We start from the raw sequence: 19309 nt of genomic DNA on the forward strand, positions 1-19309 counted from the left end.
GTATTTATCGGCATTAAGTGAGAGAAGTAAAAGGAGAGTTATGCCTGAACTGTATCAAAATCGAAAGTTACATTATCGAATGTACAAGGCAGGAAAACGCTGGGTGTTTGCTGGCGTCGCCGTAATTACGTTTGCTACCGGGATGACACTGACAACGGTCGCTAATGCTGATAGCGACAATACGACATCAACCGTTCAAACAACTGCTGTTACTTCGACGGCATCAAAATCGGTACAGGCGTCAAACGGCGATACGAGCAATGCTACGGCAAGTGCTGATCAAAATTCAGCAGTTAGTAGTTCAGCGTCGAGTACTGCACAAAGTCAATCGACAGTCTCATCGACTAGTACGTCGGTAACATCAAATAAAACAAATAGTGAAAGTTCGGCCAGTGAATCAGGCCAACAAACAAATAGTCCAAGTAATACAAACAATAGTGAGCAACCTCAGACCAGTGTTGCATCAAAAAACAATAGCGAGTCGGCTGCTTCTAGTGCTATTTCGGTCACTCAAAAGAGTGTTTCTAGTACGGCTTCTCAGTCAGCGACAAGTGCGCAGACGACTGAATCAACAAGTGCATCGACCGCGCAATCAACGACCAGTCAGTCCAGTACTGAAAGTTCGAGTAATGTAGCCAGTGCCAACGACGCAGTTTCAGCAACCAACGAAAGTCAGAGTACATCGTCAACTACCGATAGTAACGTTACGGTGACCTCTATTTCGGATACAGGCACTGACAGTGACGTTGCAACGGCTAAATCGGCAGCTACTAGTGTTTATCAAGCAACTGGGACAGCCCAAGAAATTGTCCGGATGGATGCGACTGGATTCGTCACTGGCTATCAAGAGGGTGTCGGTGACTCGATTCAGTATGATGGTTGGACGATTTTGTACAAACAAGGAACGACGTTTGGTGGATTTGGACTTATTCCAAACAGTTATGTATCGCCTGTGTACTACTTGCCAGGAAGTTATTCTGAAAGTACCACATCTTCCGATGGCGTTTTGGGTGTTACGAAGCATTTCACTATTTTCACGTTTGACAGTTTAACAGCACAAAATATTGGTAGTACCTATCGAATTGCTGCGGGTGGCAATTTGACCCTGTCAGGATCATCCGGTAGCAGTGCTTCAGAATACGCTGATTATCCCCAAATCATTGTTGGTGGTGATCTGGTTGAATTAGACAATGCTAATCCGACTGGGAAAATTTATATCAACAATGATGCGAGTGTTTACAGTAACTATTGGTCTAACACACATCAAATTTATAAAATTGATACGACAGATTTTTTCACCGCTGCTAAAGCATATTTGGCAAGCGAATCCAATGAACTGAGTGCCTTACAGCAAACGGCGGGCGCAAAAGTGATTACACCAAGTTCTTCAAATCCTAATCTGACGTTGCAAGGCGTCGATGGCGCTGATGAAGATGTGTTTGTACTCAACAGTTCAGACTTTCCTGGTACTACTTACGGGAGTGGTGCGATTAATATTACCAATGTGACAAATAGTTCCGGTGGAACAGCTAAAATCATCATTAATGTGGTTGGTGATTCCGTTGCGATTGCTGGGACCACTATTACAGTGAATGGTAAGACCGATGCTGCTACTGCTGCAAACGTAACTTGGAACATGCCCGATGTCGTTAGTTTAGTTACCCATAATGCTGCTTTAACAGGGAATATTTTGGCACCTAACGCAACGTTTTATACAGATGGTTCCATTTCAACATCTGGCAATATTGCTGTTAAAACGTTTGGCGAGGCCGCACTAAATAGTTTCACCACCAAGTATGTGGATGAAAATGGTAATGCAATTCATCAAAGTATGTCATGGGCGGTTAACAACACGACTGATGGCAGTACCAAAACAGTGTCACCATTAGCGATTGACGGGTACGAAGTGACTGGTACGCCGACCGTCTCAATCAGCAGTCAGGATGTCGTTAACAGCGATGGCTCTGTGACCGTTACCTATGATCAAAGTTCTTGGGCAACCAATACGGTGACCTTCCACTATAAAAAGGTTTCTACACCGGTGAAAACGGCAGCGTCATTAACGGTAAATTATGTAGACGAAGATGACTCTTCGAAGACATTGGCAGCCAGCAAAACGATTTCCGGCTTACAGGATGACACATACAATGTCAGTGATTATGAACCAACTATCCCAGGTTATACTCTGGATGCTGATGATGCATCGTTACTGTCAGGTAAACTGAGTTCTGATGGGCAGACTGTTACGCTTCGTTATAAGGCCAATAGTCAAAGCGTAACGGTCAGCTATGTTGATCAAAATGGTCATCCAATTCACACCAGCGACACAGTGACCGGCAAGACCAACACTAGTTATGATGCGACTAATAAAGAGATTAGCATTCCTGGTTATTCGTTTGTTAAAGTTCAACAAGGTGATCTTAAAGGCACATTTAGCGTTGATAATGCTGGTAAGTCTACGGCGAAAGATATTGTTCTGCAGTACCAGGGTGACAGTCAAACATTGGCGGTACATTATATCGACAACAACGGCAAAACGATTCACACAGACAATACTGTGACCGGTGCTACCGGTGACTCCTACGACGTCAGTGATGAGCAACTCACAATTCCTGGTTATACATTCTCAGCAGTGACCACTGGTTCTTTGATAGGAACGTACACGGTTGACACTACAGGCAAGGCGACGACACCAGCCGTTACTTTGATGTACACGGCCAATCCACAGTCAGTGACAATTCATTATGTCGATGAAAACGGTAAGTCTTTGGCGAGCGACGGTAGTTTAACCGGTGCAACAGGGACAGCGTATGATGCCAAGAACAAAATTCTCAGTCTCGACGGTTATACGTTTGACAAGGTCACGGCCGGTTCATTAACAGGTACGTATGATGCGAACGGCACGCCTGCCATCACCCTTATGTATGATAAGGTCGTGCCAAAGAGTGGCAGTGTCATTGTCCGCTACGTTAATGGCAAGACAAATACTGAACTTGCCAGCGCACAAACGCTAACAGGCACTGTCGGTGATGCCTTTACGACTGCTGCCAAAACGTTTGACGGATATACTTTGGAAGGTTCATCAAGTGCTACAGGTAACTACACGGATGCTGGTCAAACCGTAACGTTTACCTATCTGCCGAAGAGCGAAACGAAGACCGTTAACTATTATTTGGTTAATACGGATAAAGTGCTGGCACCATCAACTACTTTAACGGGTGATTATGGTACAAGCCAAACTACGGATGCTGCTACAATTGCCGGATATACGGCACTGTCAAACAGCCAAGTCGTTAACTTTACAGATGATACGTCGGCCATTAACTTCTACTATCAACCAAAAGATGCGGCGACCGTAACGGTTAAAGACGTTTTAACTGACGGGACGGTTATTTCTACACGGACGCTTCCCGCCGGCAAATATGGTCAAGCATACACAACATCGGCAGATACGTTAACAGGTTACGTTTGGAATCAGGCGACTCCGGCTAATGCTACGGGCACTTACTCGTTAACACCACAGACCGTGACGTATACTTATGACCTTGAGGACGGCCAACCGGTTACGGTAAATTACGTGGTTAATGGCACCACAAAAGTATTAGGTACAACTCAGCTGACCGGTCACTATGGTGATAGCGTAACGGCTCAGACTGCAACTTTTCCAAACTATACGTTGGTTGGCACACCAGCTCAAACGACTACAACACTGACGGATCGTCCGCAGACGATGACGTTCCTTTATGACGACACTGGTGATCGTTTTGTCAACGTATCATATGTGCGTCGTGTCACCGTTGGCGATGAGCAAGAGCTATTAACAATGTCAGCACCGACAGTCACGACGGTTAATTATGATAGTCAGTACACGACGGCGCCAGTGAATATTACTGGTTATTACGTTAGCGCAACCAGTGTGGCCGGTCCTGCAAACGGCAGCTGGTCAGATTTGTCGACAGACTCAGCAAAAAATCAGGTTGTGTACTATTACAATGCTGATCCTGAATCATTTAAGGTCACATACACTGACTTACAGGGAAATGATCTGTTTAGTCAAACACCGGTTAACACTGTGCAACTTGTGAATGCCTACTATGGTCTTGGCTATAGTTTTACGGCACCGGCAATTGCGGGTTATACACTTGTCAGCGATGCGACCATTAAGGGTACCGTGGGTCTTAAGCCAAGCGATATTAATTTCACATATGCTAAGGATCAAACTGTGACAACGCATTATGTGGATAATAATGGCAATGTTATTGCCACACCGGTTTCACAAACATTGACCTATGAAGGTACTTATACGACACAGCCGGCAACGGTTAGCGGTTATACGTTAGTAGCAACGCCTGCCAATGCGAGTGGTCAGTATGACCGCACGAATACGGCCAATAGTGTGGATGTCACCTACGTTTATCAGAAGGTTGCGGCAAGTGAAACGCCGACAAGTGGTCCATCGACATCAACGGCACCAAGCCAAGCACCTTCGACGTCCTCGACAGGAACTTCGGTGGTTACCTCACAAACGACTTCACAAACATCAACGCCAACGAGTGGTATGTCAGTAACGCCATCACAGGCTTCGACAACGAGTATGCCATCGACACCAAATCAGGGTACCGAAACAGTGCCACCACGTGCGGTGCCAGTGAATCCAGTTAGCACATCACCTGTTATTCCGGTTGTGACACCAACTGGAAATCGGCCTACTAATGAAACGCCGGCTAACGAAGCTGGGACGTCAATCGTTCGTCAAATGACGGGTGATCCAATAACGTTGCAATCAAATGCAGTGCCAGTAACAGGCGGTTCACAATCGACACGAACAACTGTTGACGAGCCAAGTTGGGATCCTATCAGGTTAGTCTTGATGGACGTTGATGGTCATATCATTGCCGTTCATGAAGTCAGTGGCTACACGGGCACATGGGTGTATATTGGTGATTTGGTTCCTGCAGGTTACCATCTTGCTCCTGGTCAAAGCGCTTGGTTGTTACTGAATGATGTCTCACCGCAAACGTTGCGTTTAGTAAAGGATTCTGATGGTACCATGGTTGCAGCAACATCTGCATCAACCTTGGCAAAGAATCAAACATCGTCAACTGCTCAAACAGTGGCCGGTTCCGATACACAGACCACTGTGACAGACACGACTTCAAGGGCTGCAGGTAATTCAGCAGCTAGCCAGAACCTGTTGCCACACACAAACGAGGGGCAGCAGTCATGGTTACAAGCTTTGGGACTAGGCCTATTGTCAATGCTGTTTGGTTTTCTAGGTTTATTTGGCTGGCGCAAACGCCGCCACAACGCCGATGATAATCAGGATAGCGATATTTAAGATAGCAAAAATAAGCGTTAATCATTTGATTGTATAAACATACAGTCGAGTGCTTAGCGCTTTTTGTGATTGAGGCTAATATGTCTGGCGTGAGCAAATGATATGCTATTTTGTCGTCATGCGGTGATAATAATAGACAGAATATTTCGGTGACGCGAAGGGGATGAAATCGTGAGGACCATAACTGAGCAGGACTTGAGCACTTTTTATAATTTATTGTTAGAGCCGGGCACCCGCGATTGGGAGCGGCAACAACTGATGACGGCCAAACAAAGTCTTACGGATGGTCAATCGTCGGCTAAAGTTTTCGCCGAATTGGAGTACAATTTGCGGCCGCTTGCTGTCCGCAATAATTTAACGCCAGCGGTAGCCGATTTTTACCAGTCTATAACGTCAGATGTCGAACAATCGCAACAGTACGATTACGCTCGGCATCAGACGGCCTTAGCAGATCCGCGGTATGATCATGCCATCTTTGCTGGTGGCTGTTTTTGGTGCACGGTTGAACCGTTTGAACTGCGACCTGGAGTCATTTCCATTTTGTCAGGGTATACAGGTGGCCATGTGGACTCGCCGACTTACGATCAAGTCACTTCGCAAACGACGGGTCATGTGGAAGCTGTGGAGATTGTGTTTGATCCGCAACAGCTGAGCTATGCAGAATTACTGGATATCTATTGGCAAATTATCGACCCAACGGATGATGCAGGTCAGGTTAATGATCGTGGTGAGTCATATCGACCAATTATTTTTGTCCATAATGAGCAGCAACGCGAACTTGCTGAAGCGTCCAAACAGGCTGTTGTTGATTCAGACCAATATTCAAAACCGATTGTGGTAGCAATTCGTGATGCAGAGCCATTTTGGCCAGCCGAAAACTACCATCAAGAATTTTATAAGAAACAACCGAAACGTTATCGGATGATGGAACGGAGCCGCCGCCAATTCTTTTGGTTTCAGAAAGTTAAACGACAATTTAGCCACCACAAAAAATAAATTATTATTTTTCCTTGCCTTAAGCCTACTCGAACCCACTATACTGTTCAGTAAGCTGAACGTGAGCTCAATACTGCAGGGGATGCCTGTCATTAGTGAATGAGACGTTAGCTTAGCAGGGGGATTTTGTCTTGAAACAAAAAATAATTGATCGTGGTTTCTGGGCCCTATTAGTGGTGGTCATTATTGTTGTCATTGGTGGTGGCGCGTTACATGCGCATCACATGGCGGAAGCAAAAACAAAATATGTACAGTCGTCGACGCCGACGTTATTCTTTCACGGTGGTGGCAGTAACTATCATGCCGAAGAACACATGACGAGTGTGGCCAAACGGGAAGGTGCGACGAATACAATCATTCGTGCATTTGTGTCTAAAACTGGTCATGTTCGTTTGGATGGTACCATTGGCAAAAAGGCGGTTAATCCAATTGTAGAGGTCAATTACGCTAATAACCGACAACTCGATTTTAATAAACATGGTCAATGGGCCAAAAATGTTGTTGTCGCATTACAGAAGCAATATCACATCACTAAATTCAACATGGTCGGTCACTCATTAGGCAATATTTCGTTGATTTACTACATGTTGGAATACGGCCAGGATAAACATTTGCCCAAACTACAAAAGCAGGTCGACATGGCGGGTCATTTTGCTGGATTGAATTTCAAACGTGTACCGGCATCTGTCCGCCAGCCAGCCGGTTTAAAGCTGGCCAAGAATGGTAAGCCAAACAAGATGAATGCTACTTATCGGCAGATGACAAAACTGCGCCAGACATTTCCTAAAAATCAGGTGGATGTGCTAAACATCTACGGTGACATTGGCGGTCAAACGGATGGGACGGTACCTAATGTTTCGTCATTATCATTGAAATACTTGGTGGCAGACAGAGCTAAATCCTACCGTGAACAGAAAATTTCTGGGAAGCGTGCCAAACACACGTTGTTGCATAATAACGCCCAGGTTGATCGCATCTTGACTGATTTCTTGTGGGCCAAATAAATATCAAAAACCACGACCTTTTGTAAAAACTGACAGGTCGTGGTTTTGTGTTTAAACGGGTCTTCCTCATATGCATAAATAAAATTCAACATAGGGTTGTCCGACACCTGACAACGTCATAGTAATTGTAGATTTGCATGAAGCAGGCGTTCGTTCGTTTGAGTGACTTGTGAATAACTAATATCCTTTGGGTGGGCGAACCAGTAAACGTAATTGTCGACGGTGCCAGTGCTAATATATTGCAAAATCAGTTGTTGTGGCCCGGTTGGGGTTCCTGGGATTAGTGAGGTTGTCATTGCTTGGAACAACATGTCTTTAAGATCGTTTACGAGAACATGGTGTTTATCGTTTAAGCAGAGGGCTCTAAAACCGTCGAAGTTTGACATTAAGATATGATCAAAGAGCAAAACGATTCGTTGTGGATTTGGCGTAGGCGTGGACAGCGTTTGCTGGACCTGTTGCGACAAATAAAATTCATATTCTTCGAAAATATCGGTAATCTTTTCATAATGAATATAGAATGTACGGCGATTAATTTTTGCTTGACGACACAGTGAGGCGACGGAAATTTTTGTAATTGGCTTTTTTTGCAATAACGTAAAGAGAGCAGCCCTTAATGCTAATTTTGTTTTTTTAATTCGAAGATCCATTATATTTTCCTTTTAAATAATGCACACTTTTACCAGAAATGACGCTAAATGATTGATTTATAACAATATAATAAACCTCAGTTTAATAAGAATAAACGGAGGCGAAACAATATGGATGGTTTATATAACTCATATTTTGCTAATTATACGGTTAGTCAATTTATTCACGCTTTTAGTTTTAATAATCCACATATCGGTTTTAATTTGACGATTGCTGGACTAACGTTTTTGTTCGGATATCTAGAGTACATGTATAGTTTCGCGCTAGTTATCAAGGAGCGAAGTGCACCATATCCAATTTGGATGCATACTTTTTATTTTGCCCATGATTCGATGGGTGCAATTGTGTTTGCAATCGCAGCCATGCAGAATCATAATTTTTGGTTGTTTTGGGGCGCCTCTGGTGCATTGATAGTCTGGAATCTATTTGAAGTTTTCAACTTATATAAAGCAATTTATGTAGAGCGAAACGCTATTTGGGGAACACTTTATCCAAATGGACGAACGCCCTTGAAGAGTGCTTGGCTTCGAGTTTTGGCCCAAATTTGTGCAATGATAGGTGTCGTTAATGTCAAGGGCAGTTTAAAAATGTAGGTTTTCGGCAGAAAGAAATGTAGGTTTTCGGCAGTTACTTGAGGCCACGTAATCGGTAAGATTTACCAGTGATCTTCACTACGTGAACATGATGAACCAAGCGATCGAGAATGGCTGCTGTCACAGTTGGGTTCTGGAAAATATCAACCCAAGCGGATAGATCACTATTGCTGGTAATGATCGTTGAATGCTTTTCATAGCGGGCATTGACTAGCTGAAATAAGAGGTTAGCTTCTTGGTGACCAATTGGCAAATACCCAATTTCATCAATAATTAATAGGTCATAGCGCGAATAGCGGCTTAGAGATCGATCAAGCAGTCCTTTTTCGTAAGCTGCTCTCAATCTAATCAACAGCTCATGACAATTAATAAAGAGAACCCGACAGCCCTGTTTACAGGCCTCAATCCCAATACTAATTGCCAAGTGGGTTTTACCGACTCCCGGATTGCCAATAAAGATTAAGTTTTCAGACTTTTCCATAAAAGCCAGATTCTGGAATTCCAGAACCTCTTGGCGATTCATACTGGGTTGAAAGCTAAAATCAAATGTATCTAGGGATTTTGTATTGGGGAACCGAGCACGGCCAATGGCCCGTGCAATCTGACCTTCGTGTCGATTCTGGAGTTCCGAATTAGTTAAATCAATTAGCGCCTCAGTTAATGACAGATTATCAGTGTGAATTTGATCAAGGTAATTCGGCAAGTATTCACGGATTTTGTTTAACCCTAAGCGCTCAAGATTATTTAAAAGAATTTGATTATTAGTGGTCATGGTAGCCTCCTATAAGTTGTCGTAATCAGTCATATGTTCACGAATGTAAGCTGAAATGTCTTCATCTGTCCGCCCTTTAAGCAAATCAGATTTGAGGATATTGAACTGATCTTGGGGGTCATAATTCAGCGAATTGGTAGTTATGGAGTGCGTACGAATTTCTTCTCCGTTATAATAAATGTGAATGCGCTGCTCATCATTGGAGATTTCAACAGCAACCGTACAACCAATGTATCGCGGATCTACTGAGTACTTACATTTGCGGAAATTGATCATGGCCTCCTTCGAAACGACACGGGTAATGTTTTCTTCGAAGTATGGTTCAAGGAGATTAACTGGAACGCGATGAAGGTACTCTTTTTCTTCGTCTAACCATTTCAGGTACGGGACTTCGTCCGTGGCCTGCGAAGTTTCATGATTTAGATCATCTCGGAGCATATGAACTAGTTCGATTAGCTCAGTTCCATCAGCAAATTCAGTATTGTATGGCCGTAAACGTTCAACCGTGCGAGCAAGGGCTTCAACTGCACCTTTAGTTTGTGGTCTGAATGGTCGACAAGCAATTGGTGTGAAACCGGCATCTTTACAGAATTCGTGGAACCGTTCGTTAAAGACAGCGTGGCCAAACTGGGATTTTGTATGATCCACAACGGTTTTCATATTATCAAACCAGATTTCCGTCGGAATACCTCCGGTATGAAGGAAAGCGTCGTGTAAGCAAGAAAAGAGGGTATCTTGGCTCCGATCAAAGGTTAGTGTCATATATTTGAGTTTTGAATAAGGCAATACATACAAGAAAATATTGAATTTAAACAGCTCACCCTCGCTGCTCACTAGGGCCATTTCTTCTTTCCAGTCAACTTGAGCAGAGAGACCAGGGGAATGTTCAATCCGAATGGTAGCTTTCTTAACTCGTTCTCGGCGGGTTTGGCGACAATAATCTTTCACGAGGGTATAGCTGCCGGTAAAGCCCTTCTTCTGGATAAATTTAAAAATTGAAGCAGCCGAACAATTTAGTTCAAGCTTTGAATCGATGGTTTGCTTGAATGGATCCAGTAAACTTGGCCGTTTCGGTCGACCACTTGGTCGGCCCTTAAGTCCAGCTTTGACTTCCTCATAGGCTTTCTTAACGGTTCGATAATCAACATTATATTGCCGGGCAATCTCGGCGAAGTTAGGCTTAATATTTTCAGTCACGTAAATCGTCACTCCTTCTCTTAAATCACGTCTCACATCAAATTCCTCCTACACTCTGATGTGATTCATGATACAAAAAATGTAGGAAAACCAACAGTTCTAACCTGCCGTTTTCCTACATTTTACGGGTGCCTTTTACATCGTTAATTTATTTAGAGTATTCATGAATGATCCATATATGTTTAAGTGGTTTATTTTCACGAATATTGTTATGGCTATTGCTCCTGGTATGTACTGGGAGCGTCGTCAAACACAAGTTGGGGCGTCAAGGGGTTTGGCCATTGTGATTATGCTTGGGACAATCAATAGCTTTATTCCTAATAACATGTGGGCCATTGCTAGTCCAGCATTCAGTATTCAGCAGAACCCATGGTTTTATCTCATTGGGGTGGTGGCCATTCTGTATTCCGTTCACACCATTTTCGTGTACAACCGCTTGTCCAAAAAACCGAAGACAATCGGATCTCATAAAACTGTTTGGTAAACAGGTTTGCACTTGCACTAAAAGCTGAGCCTAATCATTACTATATTTGCGACTAAGTTGCCTATACTGATGGTGAACGATATTTCTAATCGTAAGCAGGAGGGCAACATGAATATTTGGTAGATTGCAAATTTAATCCGAATTTTTGGACAAATTGGTCAGCATAACCTGATACGGTGTTTTCCAGTCAAGTATTTTAAGCGGTCTCTGGTTAATTTGGAGTAACGTCGTCGTTAAATCTTGAGCACTAATGTGCTCAAAACGAGTCCCCTTAGGATAAAAATAACGTAAATTCCGATTAAAGCGTTCATTACTACCACGTTCAGCTGGCGTATAAGCATGACAGTAATAGGTCTTAATACCATATTGTGATTCAAATGATACTAGCCCACTAAACTCAGTACCACGGTCCACAGTAAAACTGTGCACCGGTCCATTAAAAGTTGTTAGGAACTTAGTCAGTGCTTCATTAACACTCGCTGTCGTTCGGTCCTTTAACCGATATGCCCAAAGGAACCGTGATTTGCGATCGATTAAAGTTAATAAAACTGCCTTACTATGCCCACGAGGGCCAACGACGGTATCTAGTTCAAAATCACCGATGCGATTACGTTGATTAATCATCATGGGACGCTGTTCAATCGATCGCCCCAAAGATTGATTATATTTGGATCGTTGGTCAACGTTACGCCGTTGGCGTACGCCATGTTCAGGTAGATCATTCAAGGAGAAACCAATTCTCCCCTGATTTAGCCAATTATAAATAGATTTAGTCGCTAGTTTAAATTCGTGAGCAATCATTCCTGGTGACCAGCTTAGATGTAAATGGTTGAGAATTGTTTGCTTTAACTCATCGCTCAGCTTAGTTTTCCGACCACATCGTGATCGCTTGTATTCGGCATCTGTTTGTGCTAATTCAGCCTGATAAGGTTGACATCGAGATAATTCATAAGAAATTGTTGACGGTGATCGGTTCAGCCGAACGCCCATTTGGATATTGGACAGCCCTAGTTCACAAAAGGTTTCGATTTTAATTCGTTCGGAATAGGTTATACTAGACAAAAGATCAGCTCCTAAAAGATGGGTTTGTTGTAAACACCATTTTAAAGGAAGCTGATCTTTTTTGTCCGAACAGCGTTCGGATTAATTTTACAATCTACTATTTTGATTTTAGGCGGCTCAGGCAAGCTTGGACAGGCCGTTTACAAACAGCTGGCACCATTTTCTGATGTGACATTACGTTTGTTTGATCGTGGCAAATCCAGTCATAATGACACACCGTTAGCGGAGCATATAATTGGGGATGCCACTTCGGTTGATGATTTGAAACGGGCACTGCAGGGTATCGATGTTGTTTTTTCGACCTTGGGACCATTTCACGTTGAAACATTTGCTAAACCATTAACCGAAGCCATGAATGCAACCGGTGTTAAACGGTTGTTTTGGACCACTCAATTTCAGATTGCGGCCCCAACAGTCACCAAAGAAAATCTAGTATTGGCCCAAACATTTGGCTTTGACGAAAAAACAGAGCGGGATTACGTTGCCAATCAAACGCTTGGGGCCAAAATCATTGAGGCTGGGCACTTAGACAGTACACTGTTACTGTGTCATTTCTTTGATTATAACGATGCAGTTCAGCGTGTCATTGTTGAACCAGCCGCCCCAAAGGTCAGTGGTGGACCAATTAGCATCGGTAGTATGGCCATCGTGATTGCAGATATGCTTAGGCACGAGGAACGTTATCGTCAGCCTCAATTAATGATTTCAGCATTAAAATAGACGAAAAGAAGATTCACTCCAACCGTGAGATGTAAGGGTTGAGGTGAATCTTCTTTTCGCCAGCTTGTTTTGTGATTAAGTAACGCGTTTTGGTTAGTTTGTCGTTGGCATTACTTTCTAAAGGCGACGTCAATTTTATCCGTATCCACAGACTTTGTTTCAGTTTCATTGACGTCGAATTTTTGATCAGCTCCGGCGGCGTTCATGTTCTTTAAAAACTCAAAGAAAGGTGTTTTGATACCTAATTCTTCCAGATCTGCAAGTGAAAGACTGTAACGAATGGACTGTTCTGTACCGGCTTCAACTTTTTGAACCCAGTGCGGTTCACGGATACTCTCGCGGCCAATTGCGACAAAAGTAATGCCCGCATCCATTACCTTTTCAGCATCGGCAGGAGTATTCACGCTTCCGACCGAGATTAGTGGTGTGTCCGGTGATACGCGTTGAATCTTCGTGATTAATGGTTCCTTGTCATCGTGATTGTTTAACGATGGTCGCCAAACGTTGCCCATTGAGATATGCAAATAGTCTAGTTTCATGTCGTTCAGTTTAGCAACAAATTTCAAAGTGTCCTCAATGCGGATACCGGGTTCTTCAATTTCTTCCGGAGATAAACGGTATCCAAGGATGAAGGGTGAGGTAGCTGTATCAGCAATAGCCTGTTGAGCAGCCTGAATAACGCGAATTGGAAATCTCATCCGTTTTTCCAATGAACCACCCCATTGATCCTCACGACGGTTACTGTGTGGTGAGAAGAATTGTTGGAGTAGATACGTGTTCGCACCGTGAAGTTCGACACCGTCAAAACCAGCTAAAATAGCACGTTTAGTCGCCGCACCAAAGTCGGCAATTGTTTGCTCAATTTCATCTTCGGATAGGGCACGTGGTGTTTCAGCGTTTGGTCGCAAGGCGGCAACTGCGCTGGCAGAAACTGGCTGATGTCCTCGTAGAATTTGTGAATTTGTCATTCGACCGGCACTAAAAATTTGTAAGATTGCTTTTGTGCCATTTTGCTTAATCGTGGCCGCCAATACTGGCAATAAGGGTGGTTTGGGTTCAATGTCATTATTGGGACGTAATGGTCGTCCAACCGAACTTGCGGCTGCAGCATTATTTCTAGCAAGTGATGATGCTTCATATATAACAGGTTTGGATATCCCCGTGGATGGCGGTTTATACAGTGCTGGTTCGTATGGAGCCATTAAAGCTCAGATTGCGAATGCAATTAAGGCAAAAGAAAACGACAACGATTAAACAGAGGTGAACATCATGACAGAAGTCATTAAAGTTGCTAACCTGAAGCAAGGTTATGGCAAACGAATTATTTTGAACGATATTAATCTGGATATTAACAATGGCGATATTCTCGGTTTGATTGGACCCAGTGGTGCTGGCAAGACAACCTTAGTTAGCACGATTATGGGGATGTTAAAGCCAAAGCAAGGTACTGTAACCGTGTTAGATACGCCAATGCCGAACCGAAAGCTACTCGGTAGAATTGGCTACATGGCGCAAACAGATGCCTTGTACTCAGTCTTAACAGCCCGTGAAAATTTAACCTTCTTTGGCGAAATGCAGGGAATGAGCCGGGCAGAGCTGAAAAAGCAGATTCCCTATGCAGCGGGTATCGTTAATCTAAACGATGACTTGGACCAGTACGTGAAGGACTATTCAGGTGGGATGAAACGGCGGTTGTCGTTAGCAATCGCACTGTTAGCTGATCCTGAACTGCTCATCTTAGATGAACCAACAGTCGGGATTGACCCTGAATTGCGGCAACAGATCTGGAAAGAATTGCATCGCTTGGCAGACGAAGGTAAGACGATCTTGTTAACGACGCACGTTATGGAAGATGCTGAACAATCCAGTTATCTGATGATGATTCGCGGTGGCCGCGCCATTGCGCAAGGCACACCTGATGACCTAATTAGTCAGTATCACGTTAACTCAGTTGAAGAAGTCTTTTTACAAGCAGGGAGGGATCAAGATGCGCACACTAGCAATGATTAGAAGAGTTTTCCGGGAAATGTTGCGTGACAAACGCACGTTAGCCTTGATGTTTATCGCACCGTTGTTTATTTTGTCACTGGTCTACTTCCTGTTTCAGGGGAATACAACAACGATTGCCTCATTGGCAACACGCAACGTTGACAGCAGTATGGTGACGGCCATTAAGAATAAGCACATTACAATTCATGATGTTAATTCCGATAAATCTGCTAAGACAATTATTCGTGAACATGACTATGCCGGCATGCTTAGCCAAAATGGCGACAAACTAACGTTGACGTTGGCTAACACCGACCAAAGTAAGAGCGCTGTGATCAAACAGAGTTTGCAAGCGGCTCAAGCTAAATTAAAAGGTCAAGCAGCAGCGACAACCATTAAGACGCAGGCCCAGGCATTACAAAGGATGCAGGCTGCCCTTGGTGCAGCGACGCACACGCCGGCTAATGCGACTGCTAATGCTGGCAACCTGAAAGCTAAGTTAGGGAGAACTAGTTATACGACCAAAACGCATTATCTTTACGGCAGTAAGGATTCCACCTTCTTTAATACACTGTTGCCAATCATGATGGGCTTCGTTGTTTTCTTCTTCGTGTTCTTGATTTCAGGGATTGCGTTGTTGAGGGAACGGACGACTGGTACTTTGTATCGATTGTTAGCGACACCCGTTAAACGTGGTGAAATCATTTCGGGTTATCTGTGTGGTTATGGCACGTTTGCCTTCATTCAAACCCTGTTGATCGTGTTATTCACAATGTATGTTTTCAAGATTCAAATTCTTGGCAGCATCTGGCTCGTTCTGTTGATCAACGTGCTATTAGCGATGGTTGCGCTGACGCTGGGACTCTTGATTTCAACGTTTGCATCCAGTGAATTCCAGATGATTCAGTTCATTCCAATCGTTGCCATTCCGCAGATTTTCTTTGCCGGGATTATCCCAATCAGTTCCTTACCAGGCTGGTTACAGCCGGTATCCTACATCATGCCGCTATACTATGGTGCTTCAAGCATGAGTGCCGTGGTACAAAAAGGGGTTGGTTTCATGGACGTGTTACCAAACCTAAGCATCCTGCTGTTGTTTGCCGCTGTCTTCCTTGGATTGAATTTGCTGACCATGCGCAAATATCGTCAAGTTTAATTTGCCGGAATGGCTGGTATTTAACTCAATGTGCGGTTAAATTAAAAGGTAGATAAAAAATTTGGAGTAAAGACACATGGAAATTAGTAATGTTGAAACACTGTTTGATAAAACACTCCAGGAATCAAAGCTGACGGCTAAACAACAGTCAGTTCTCAAAGTGAGCCTAAATCTTTTCGCAGAGAAGGGCTTTGATGGGACAAGTACCAGTGAAATTGCCAAACAGGCCGGTGTTTCCGAAGGTACAGTGTTCAAACAGTTTAAAACGAAAGATGGTATTCTGGCAGCATTATTGAATCCGTTTCTGGATCAGGTCGTGCCGATGGCGGCAACTGAATTCTTGGCAGAAATTAAGGATCAACGTTTTGATGATTTAACGGCGTTCTTTAACTATGTGATTAAAGATCGAATGATGTTTGCCATTGCTAACCAAAAGCAGCTGAAGATTTTGATTCAAGAGATTATTCGAAACAGTGATATGATTCAATCGTTTGTCGGTAAGATTGTGTCACGAATTCTGAATGTGTTTGGCGGGAGTCTGCAGACATTCAAGGATCGTGATGCATTGGTTGACTGGCCCACAGAACGAATTATTCGGTATTTCCTTGGTGTAGCAGGCAGTTACATCGTTCCTGCCGTTTTAATTGGTAAGGCGGATCAATTGGATATCGAAAAATCATGTTCAGAAGCTACCGAATTCCTAGTTCGTGGTTTGACACCAATTAAATAGTTTTACTCTAAGTCGCATTCCATCAAGGATTGCGACTTTTTTTAAAAATAATAGTTAGTTTTTTATTGCATAAAGCTAACAAAAGAACTAACATAATCCTCGTTCGAAAATTTCCAGTGGAAAGAATTAAGACTTAAACGGAAACAGCAATCAAGGAGGCAAAATTATGGCAGACGAAAGTCGTGATTTATTAAATCATTTTGGCGCACTCATGCAAAACCGACTGTTTATGATGGCGGTATTGCATCAACGCGATATTGCTAGCCGGCGTGAACTTAGTGAAGGCCGGGGACAATTACGGTTGCTACAACTGTTGTATCAAACACCAGCGGGTTTAACGAATGCGGAAATCGCACAGTTATTAGATATTCGGCCGAGCTCTGTCAGTGCAATGGTTAACCGTTTGGAAGCCGTTAATATGGTTGAACGGGTACCTAGTGAAGCAGATAAACGAACGGTCATCATCAAACTCACACAGGCTGGGATGGATAAATTTTCTCAGCAAGATAATCAGGTGGATGAGATGGCCGCTCAGGTTTTCGGCAGTTTAACTGCTGAAGAACAAACTGAATTAAACCGGTTGCTAGACAAACTGAATAAGGGAACTGCCGATTTAGATTGGCATGACTTTATGGGCGGTGAGCAGGGATGGCCGCACCATCACGGATTTAGTCAACGGTGGTTTTAAGCAACTAAATTAAAGGCCTGATTTGATTAAACCAGACATGAATTTTGAAAGAGAATTGATGGAGGCAACATTATGGATCGTAGAGCAGGCGGGCCACGCGGTGGCGGCCCACAGGATGCACAATACACACGGACAAAGTTTGACTTTAAGGGGTTCTTAAACCTGATTCGTCAAACGAAACCTAAGTATTGGCAGTTATGGTTGGGCTTAATCTTAGGCTTTATTGCGACTGGTGCGCAGTTGGCGGTGCCGAAGATGGCTCAAAGTATTATCAATGGACTCAAATCAGGATTTAATTCTACATTGCTGATTGTCGCGATTGCACTGTTTTTGGCAAGTGCACTAATTAGTGCGTTTTCTGGTACGATGCTGGGTTTCTTTGGTGAAAACATCGTCGCCAGATTGCGACGTACCTTGTGGCAAAAGTTGATTCGTTTGCACGTTAACTATTTTGATAACGTGAAAGCCGGTGAAATGACCTCACGGTTGGTGAACGATTCAACGCAGATTAAGGATTTGTTAGCAAACGCTTTTCCACAGATGGCTAATTCACTCTTGCAGTTAGTTGGAGCGCTGATCATTATGGCATTGATGGACTGGAAAATGACGTTGGTCATGATTGTTGCCATTCCGTTGGTCATGATCGTGATGCGACCAATTATGCGTCAGTCCAGCAAGATTGGGCTGCAGCGGCAGGATGCATTGGCATCGTTTAACGGTGAAACTGGCGAATCACTGGGCGAAATTCGGTTGGTAAAATCCTCAAACGCTGAGGAATATGAAACGACAACTGGGTACAAACAGATCGACAAGTTGTATCACATCGGAATGCGGGAGGCTATTTTTGATTCCATCGCTAGTCCGGTCATGAACACGTTAATGCTGGCCATGTTTATCGGTTTGCTGGGTTACGCGGCCGTCCGAGTCGCTGATGGCACAATGTCGATGGGGACATTATTGTCATTCATGATGTATTTGTTCCAAGTTATCGGACCAGTTGGGACACTTGGACAATTCTTCACAACATTAGCGAAGACAAACGGTTCGACACAACGGGTTCAAGATTTATTGAAGGAACCTGAAGAATCATTTACTGATGGCGACAGTGAGTCTGTAACTGACCAAACAGTGGCTATGGAGCACGTTGACTTTGCTTACGACGATGACGACCCAGTTTTACATGACGTTAACTTTGAAGCAAAGCCAAACAGTGTCATTGCGTTTGCTGGACCATCTGGTGGCGGGAAGTCTACCATCTTTAGCCTACTAGAACGTTTCTATCAACCTACTAGGGGGAAAATTACGATTGGTGGCAAGGATGTCGCAAACGTCAACTTGAAAGATTGGCGTTCTCAAATCGGTTATGTGAGCCAGGATTCTGCGATTATGGCTGGTACGATTCGTCACAACTTAACTTATGGCGCGGACAAAACGTATACTGATGATGAACTTTGGCATGTACTAGAGCTGGCTTTCGCAGACAAGTTTGTTCATGAAATGCCAGATGGTTTGGATACGCAGGTCGGTGAACGAGGCGTTAAAATCAGTGGTGGTCAACGACAACGATTAGCCATTGCGCGCGCCTTCTTACGTGACCCGAAGATTTTGATGCTGGATGAAGCTACGGCGAGCCTAGATTCCGAATCCGAGGCCATGGTCCAAAAGGCCTTGGGCGAATTAATGAAGGGTCGCACAACGTTGATCATCGCGCACCGATTGAGCACAATTGTTGACGCCGACGACATTTACTTTATTGAAAATGGTCATGTCAGTGGTCACGGCAAGCATCAGGCACTCATGGCTGAATTGCCACTTTACCGAGAATACGTGAGGATTCAGTTTAAGGAATAAAGCGTGAACAACCCCGTTTAAAGACCGAGCAACAATGGAAATAAGGCACTGTGCAAGCGAACTTTGCTTGTGCGGTGT

15 protein-coding genes and 2 pseudogenes are annotated in these 19309 nt (G+C 43.7%); 12 read left to right on the top strand and 5 right to left on the bottom strand.

The window, feature by feature from the left end; genetic code table 11:
• Nucleotides 1–40 precede the first annotated feature (40 nt).
• The 3 genes from ABUE36_RS03440 (at nt 41) to ABUE36_RS03450 (ending at nt 7338) form a co-directional block, all read left to right on the top strand.
• The gene (locus ABUE36_RS03440; protein WP_421017154.1) at nt 41–5338 is read left to right on the top strand and encodes a MucBP domain-containing protein; all 5298 of its coding nucleotides are present in this window, start codon (nt 41–43) and stop codon (nt 5336–5338) included.
• Between the two features lie 171 nt (nt 5339–5509).
• On the top strand, nt 5510–6334 hold the full coding sequence (gene msrA / locus ABUE36_RS03445; protein ID WP_421017155.1) for a peptide-methionine (S)-S-oxide reductase MsrA: 825 nt from the start codon (nt 5510–5512) through the stop codon (nt 6332–6334).
• Nucleotides 6335–6465: 131 nt separating this feature from the next.
• Entirely contained in the window at nt 6466–7338 is an 873-nt protein-coding gene (locus ABUE36_RS03450; protein WP_421017156.1) for an alpha/beta hydrolase, read from the top strand.
• A 116-nt stretch (nt 7339–7454) separates the two neighbouring features.
• Here ABUE36_RS03450 and ABUE36_RS03455 read toward each other — a convergent pair whose 3' ends face one another.
• Nucleotides 7455–7988, bottom strand: a complete 534-nt coding sequence (locus ABUE36_RS03455) for a TetR/AcrR family transcriptional regulator (RefSeq protein ID WP_421017157.1) — start codon at nt 7986–7988, stop codon at nt 7455–7457.
• A 111-nt stretch (nt 7989–8099) separates the two neighbouring features.
• Here ABUE36_RS03455 and ABUE36_RS03460 point away from each other — a divergent pair, with 111 nt between their 5' ends.
• The gene (locus tag ABUE36_RS03460) at nt 8100–8582 is read left to right on the top strand and encodes a hypothetical protein (protein WP_421017158.1); all 483 of its coding nucleotides are present in this window, start codon (nt 8100–8102) and stop codon (nt 8580–8582) included.
• A gap of 34 nt (nt 8583–8616) precedes the next feature.
• Here the strand turns inward: ABUE36_RS03460 and istB are convergent, their stop codons facing one another.
• Nucleotides 8617–9354, bottom strand: a complete 738-nt coding sequence (gene istB, locus ABUE36_RS03465) for an IS21-like element helper ATPase IstB (protein WP_014386885.1) — start codon at nt 9352–9354, stop codon at nt 8617–8619.
• Between the two features lie 9 nt (nt 9355–9363).
• The gene (gene istA, locus ABUE36_RS03470) at nt 9364–10587 is read right to left on the bottom strand and encodes an IS21 family transposase (RefSeq protein ID WP_003555353.1); all 1224 of its coding nucleotides are present in this window, start codon (nt 10585–10587) and stop codon (nt 9364–9366) included.
• Nucleotides 10588–10729: 142 nt separating this feature from the next.
• On the opposite strand from istA, the gene ABUE36_RS03475 reads away from it, so the two are divergent.
• Complete coding sequence (locus ABUE36_RS03475; protein ID WP_421017159.1) at nt 10730–11035, top strand: hypothetical protein; 306 nt, start codon at nt 10730–10732, stop codon at nt 11033–11035.
• Between the two features lie 132 nt (nt 11036–11167).
• On the opposite strand, the gene ABUE36_RS03480 is transcribed toward ABUE36_RS03475, so the two are convergent.
• Nucleotides 11168–12097, bottom strand: coding sequence for an IS30-like element ISLpl1 family transposase (locus tag ABUE36_RS03480; protein WP_096109805.1), 930 nt, complete (start codon nt 12095–12097; stop codon nt 11168–11170).
• A 102-nt stretch (nt 12098–12199) separates the two neighbouring features.
• Here ABUE36_RS03480 and ABUE36_RS03485 point away from each other — a divergent pair, with 102 nt between their 5' ends.
• Nucleotides 12200–12817: an NAD(P)H-binding protein gene (locus tag ABUE36_RS03485; RefSeq protein WP_421017160.1), complete on the top strand. Its 618-nt coding sequence runs from the start codon at nt 12200–12202 to the stop codon at nt 12815–12817.
• Between the two features lie 110 nt (nt 12818–12927).
• Here ABUE36_RS03485 and ABUE36_RS03490 read toward each other — a convergent pair.
• A pseudogene (locus ABUE36_RS03490) lies at nt 12928–13863 on the bottom strand (NADH-dependent flavin oxidoreductase); the annotation flags it as partial.
• Nucleotides 13864–13882: 19 nt separating this feature from the next.
• On the opposite strand from ABUE36_RS03490, the pseudogene ABUE36_RS03495 reads away from it, so the two are divergent.
• The 6 genes and pseudogenes from ABUE36_RS03495 to ABUE36_RS03520 form a co-directional block, all read left to right on the top strand.
• Nucleotides 13883–13993 (top strand): annotated as a pseudogene (locus ABUE36_RS03495) (SDR family oxidoreductase); the annotation flags it as partial.
• Nucleotides 13994–14086: 93 nt separating this feature from the next.
• Entirely contained in the window at nt 14087–14827 is a 741-nt protein-coding gene (locus ABUE36_RS03500) for an ABC transporter ATP-binding protein (RefSeq protein ID WP_421017161.1), read from the top strand.
• A complete protein-coding gene (locus ABUE36_RS03505) occupies nt 14805–15962 on the top strand; it encodes an ABC transporter permease (protein ID WP_421017162.1) in 1158 nt (385 codons plus the stop codon). The genes ABUE36_RS03500 and ABUE36_RS03505 overlap by 23 nt, the downstream gene beginning before the upstream one ends.
• A 76-nt stretch (nt 15963–16038) precedes the next feature.
• Entirely contained in the window at nt 16039–16692 is a 654-nt protein-coding gene (locus ABUE36_RS03510) for a TetR/AcrR family transcriptional regulator (protein WP_421017163.1), read from the top strand.
• 166 nt (nt 16693–16858) lie between these two features.
• Nucleotides 16859–17380, top strand: coding sequence for a MarR family winged helix-turn-helix transcriptional regulator (locus tag ABUE36_RS03515; RefSeq protein ID WP_421017164.1), 522 nt, complete (start codon nt 16859–16861; stop codon nt 17378–17380).
• Nucleotides 17381–17452: 72 nt separating this feature from the next.
• A complete protein-coding gene (locus ABUE36_RS03520) occupies nt 17453–19231 on the top strand; it encodes an ABC transporter ATP-binding protein (RefSeq protein ID WP_421017165.1) in 1779 nt (592 codons plus the stop codon).
• Nucleotides 19232–19309 lie beyond the last annotated feature (78 nt).

It is taken from the genome of Furfurilactobacillus cerevisiae (assembly GCF_048961765.1).
Taxonomy (GTDB): Bacteria; Bacillota; Bacilli; order Lactobacillales; family Lactobacillaceae; genus Furfurilactobacillus; species Furfurilactobacillus milii_A.

Coding starts and splice junctions, on each gene's coding strand:
- ABUE36_RS03440 (WP_421017154.1), top strand. CDS start 41: ATGCCTGAACTGTATCAAAATCGAAAGTTACATTATCGAATGTACAAG.
- ABUE36_RS03455 (WP_421017157.1), bottom strand. CDS start 7,988: ATGGATCTTCGAATTAAAAAAACAAAATTAGCATTAAGGGCTGCTCTC.
- ABUE36_RS03460 (WP_421017158.1), top strand. CDS start 8,100: ATGGATGGTTTATATAACTCATATTTTGCTAATTATACGGTTAGTCAA.
- istB (WP_014386885.1), bottom strand. CDS start 9,354: ATGACCACTAATAATCAAATTCTTTTAAATAATCTTGAGCGCTTAGGG.
- ABUE36_RS03475 (WP_421017159.1), top strand. CDS start 10,730: ATGTTTAAGTGGTTTATTTTCACGAATATTGTTATGGCTATTGCTCCT.
- ABUE36_RS03500 (WP_421017161.1), top strand. CDS start 14,087: ATGACAGAAGTCATTAAAGTTGCTAACCTGAAGCAAGGTTATGGCAAA.
- ABUE36_RS03505 (WP_421017162.1), top strand. CDS start 14,805: ATGCGCACACTAGCAATGATTAGAAGAGTTTTCCGGGAAATGTTGCGT.
- ABUE36_RS03510 (WP_421017163.1), top strand. CDS start 16,039: ATGGAAATTAGTAATGTTGAAACACTGTTTGATAAAACACTCCAGGAA.
- ABUE36_RS03515 (WP_421017164.1), top strand. CDS start 16,859: ATGGCAGACGAAAGTCGTGATTTATTAAATCATTTTGGCGCACTCATG.
- ABUE36_RS03520 (WP_421017165.1), top strand. CDS start 17,453: ATGGATCGTAGAGCAGGCGGGCCACGCGGTGGCGGCCCACAGGATGCA.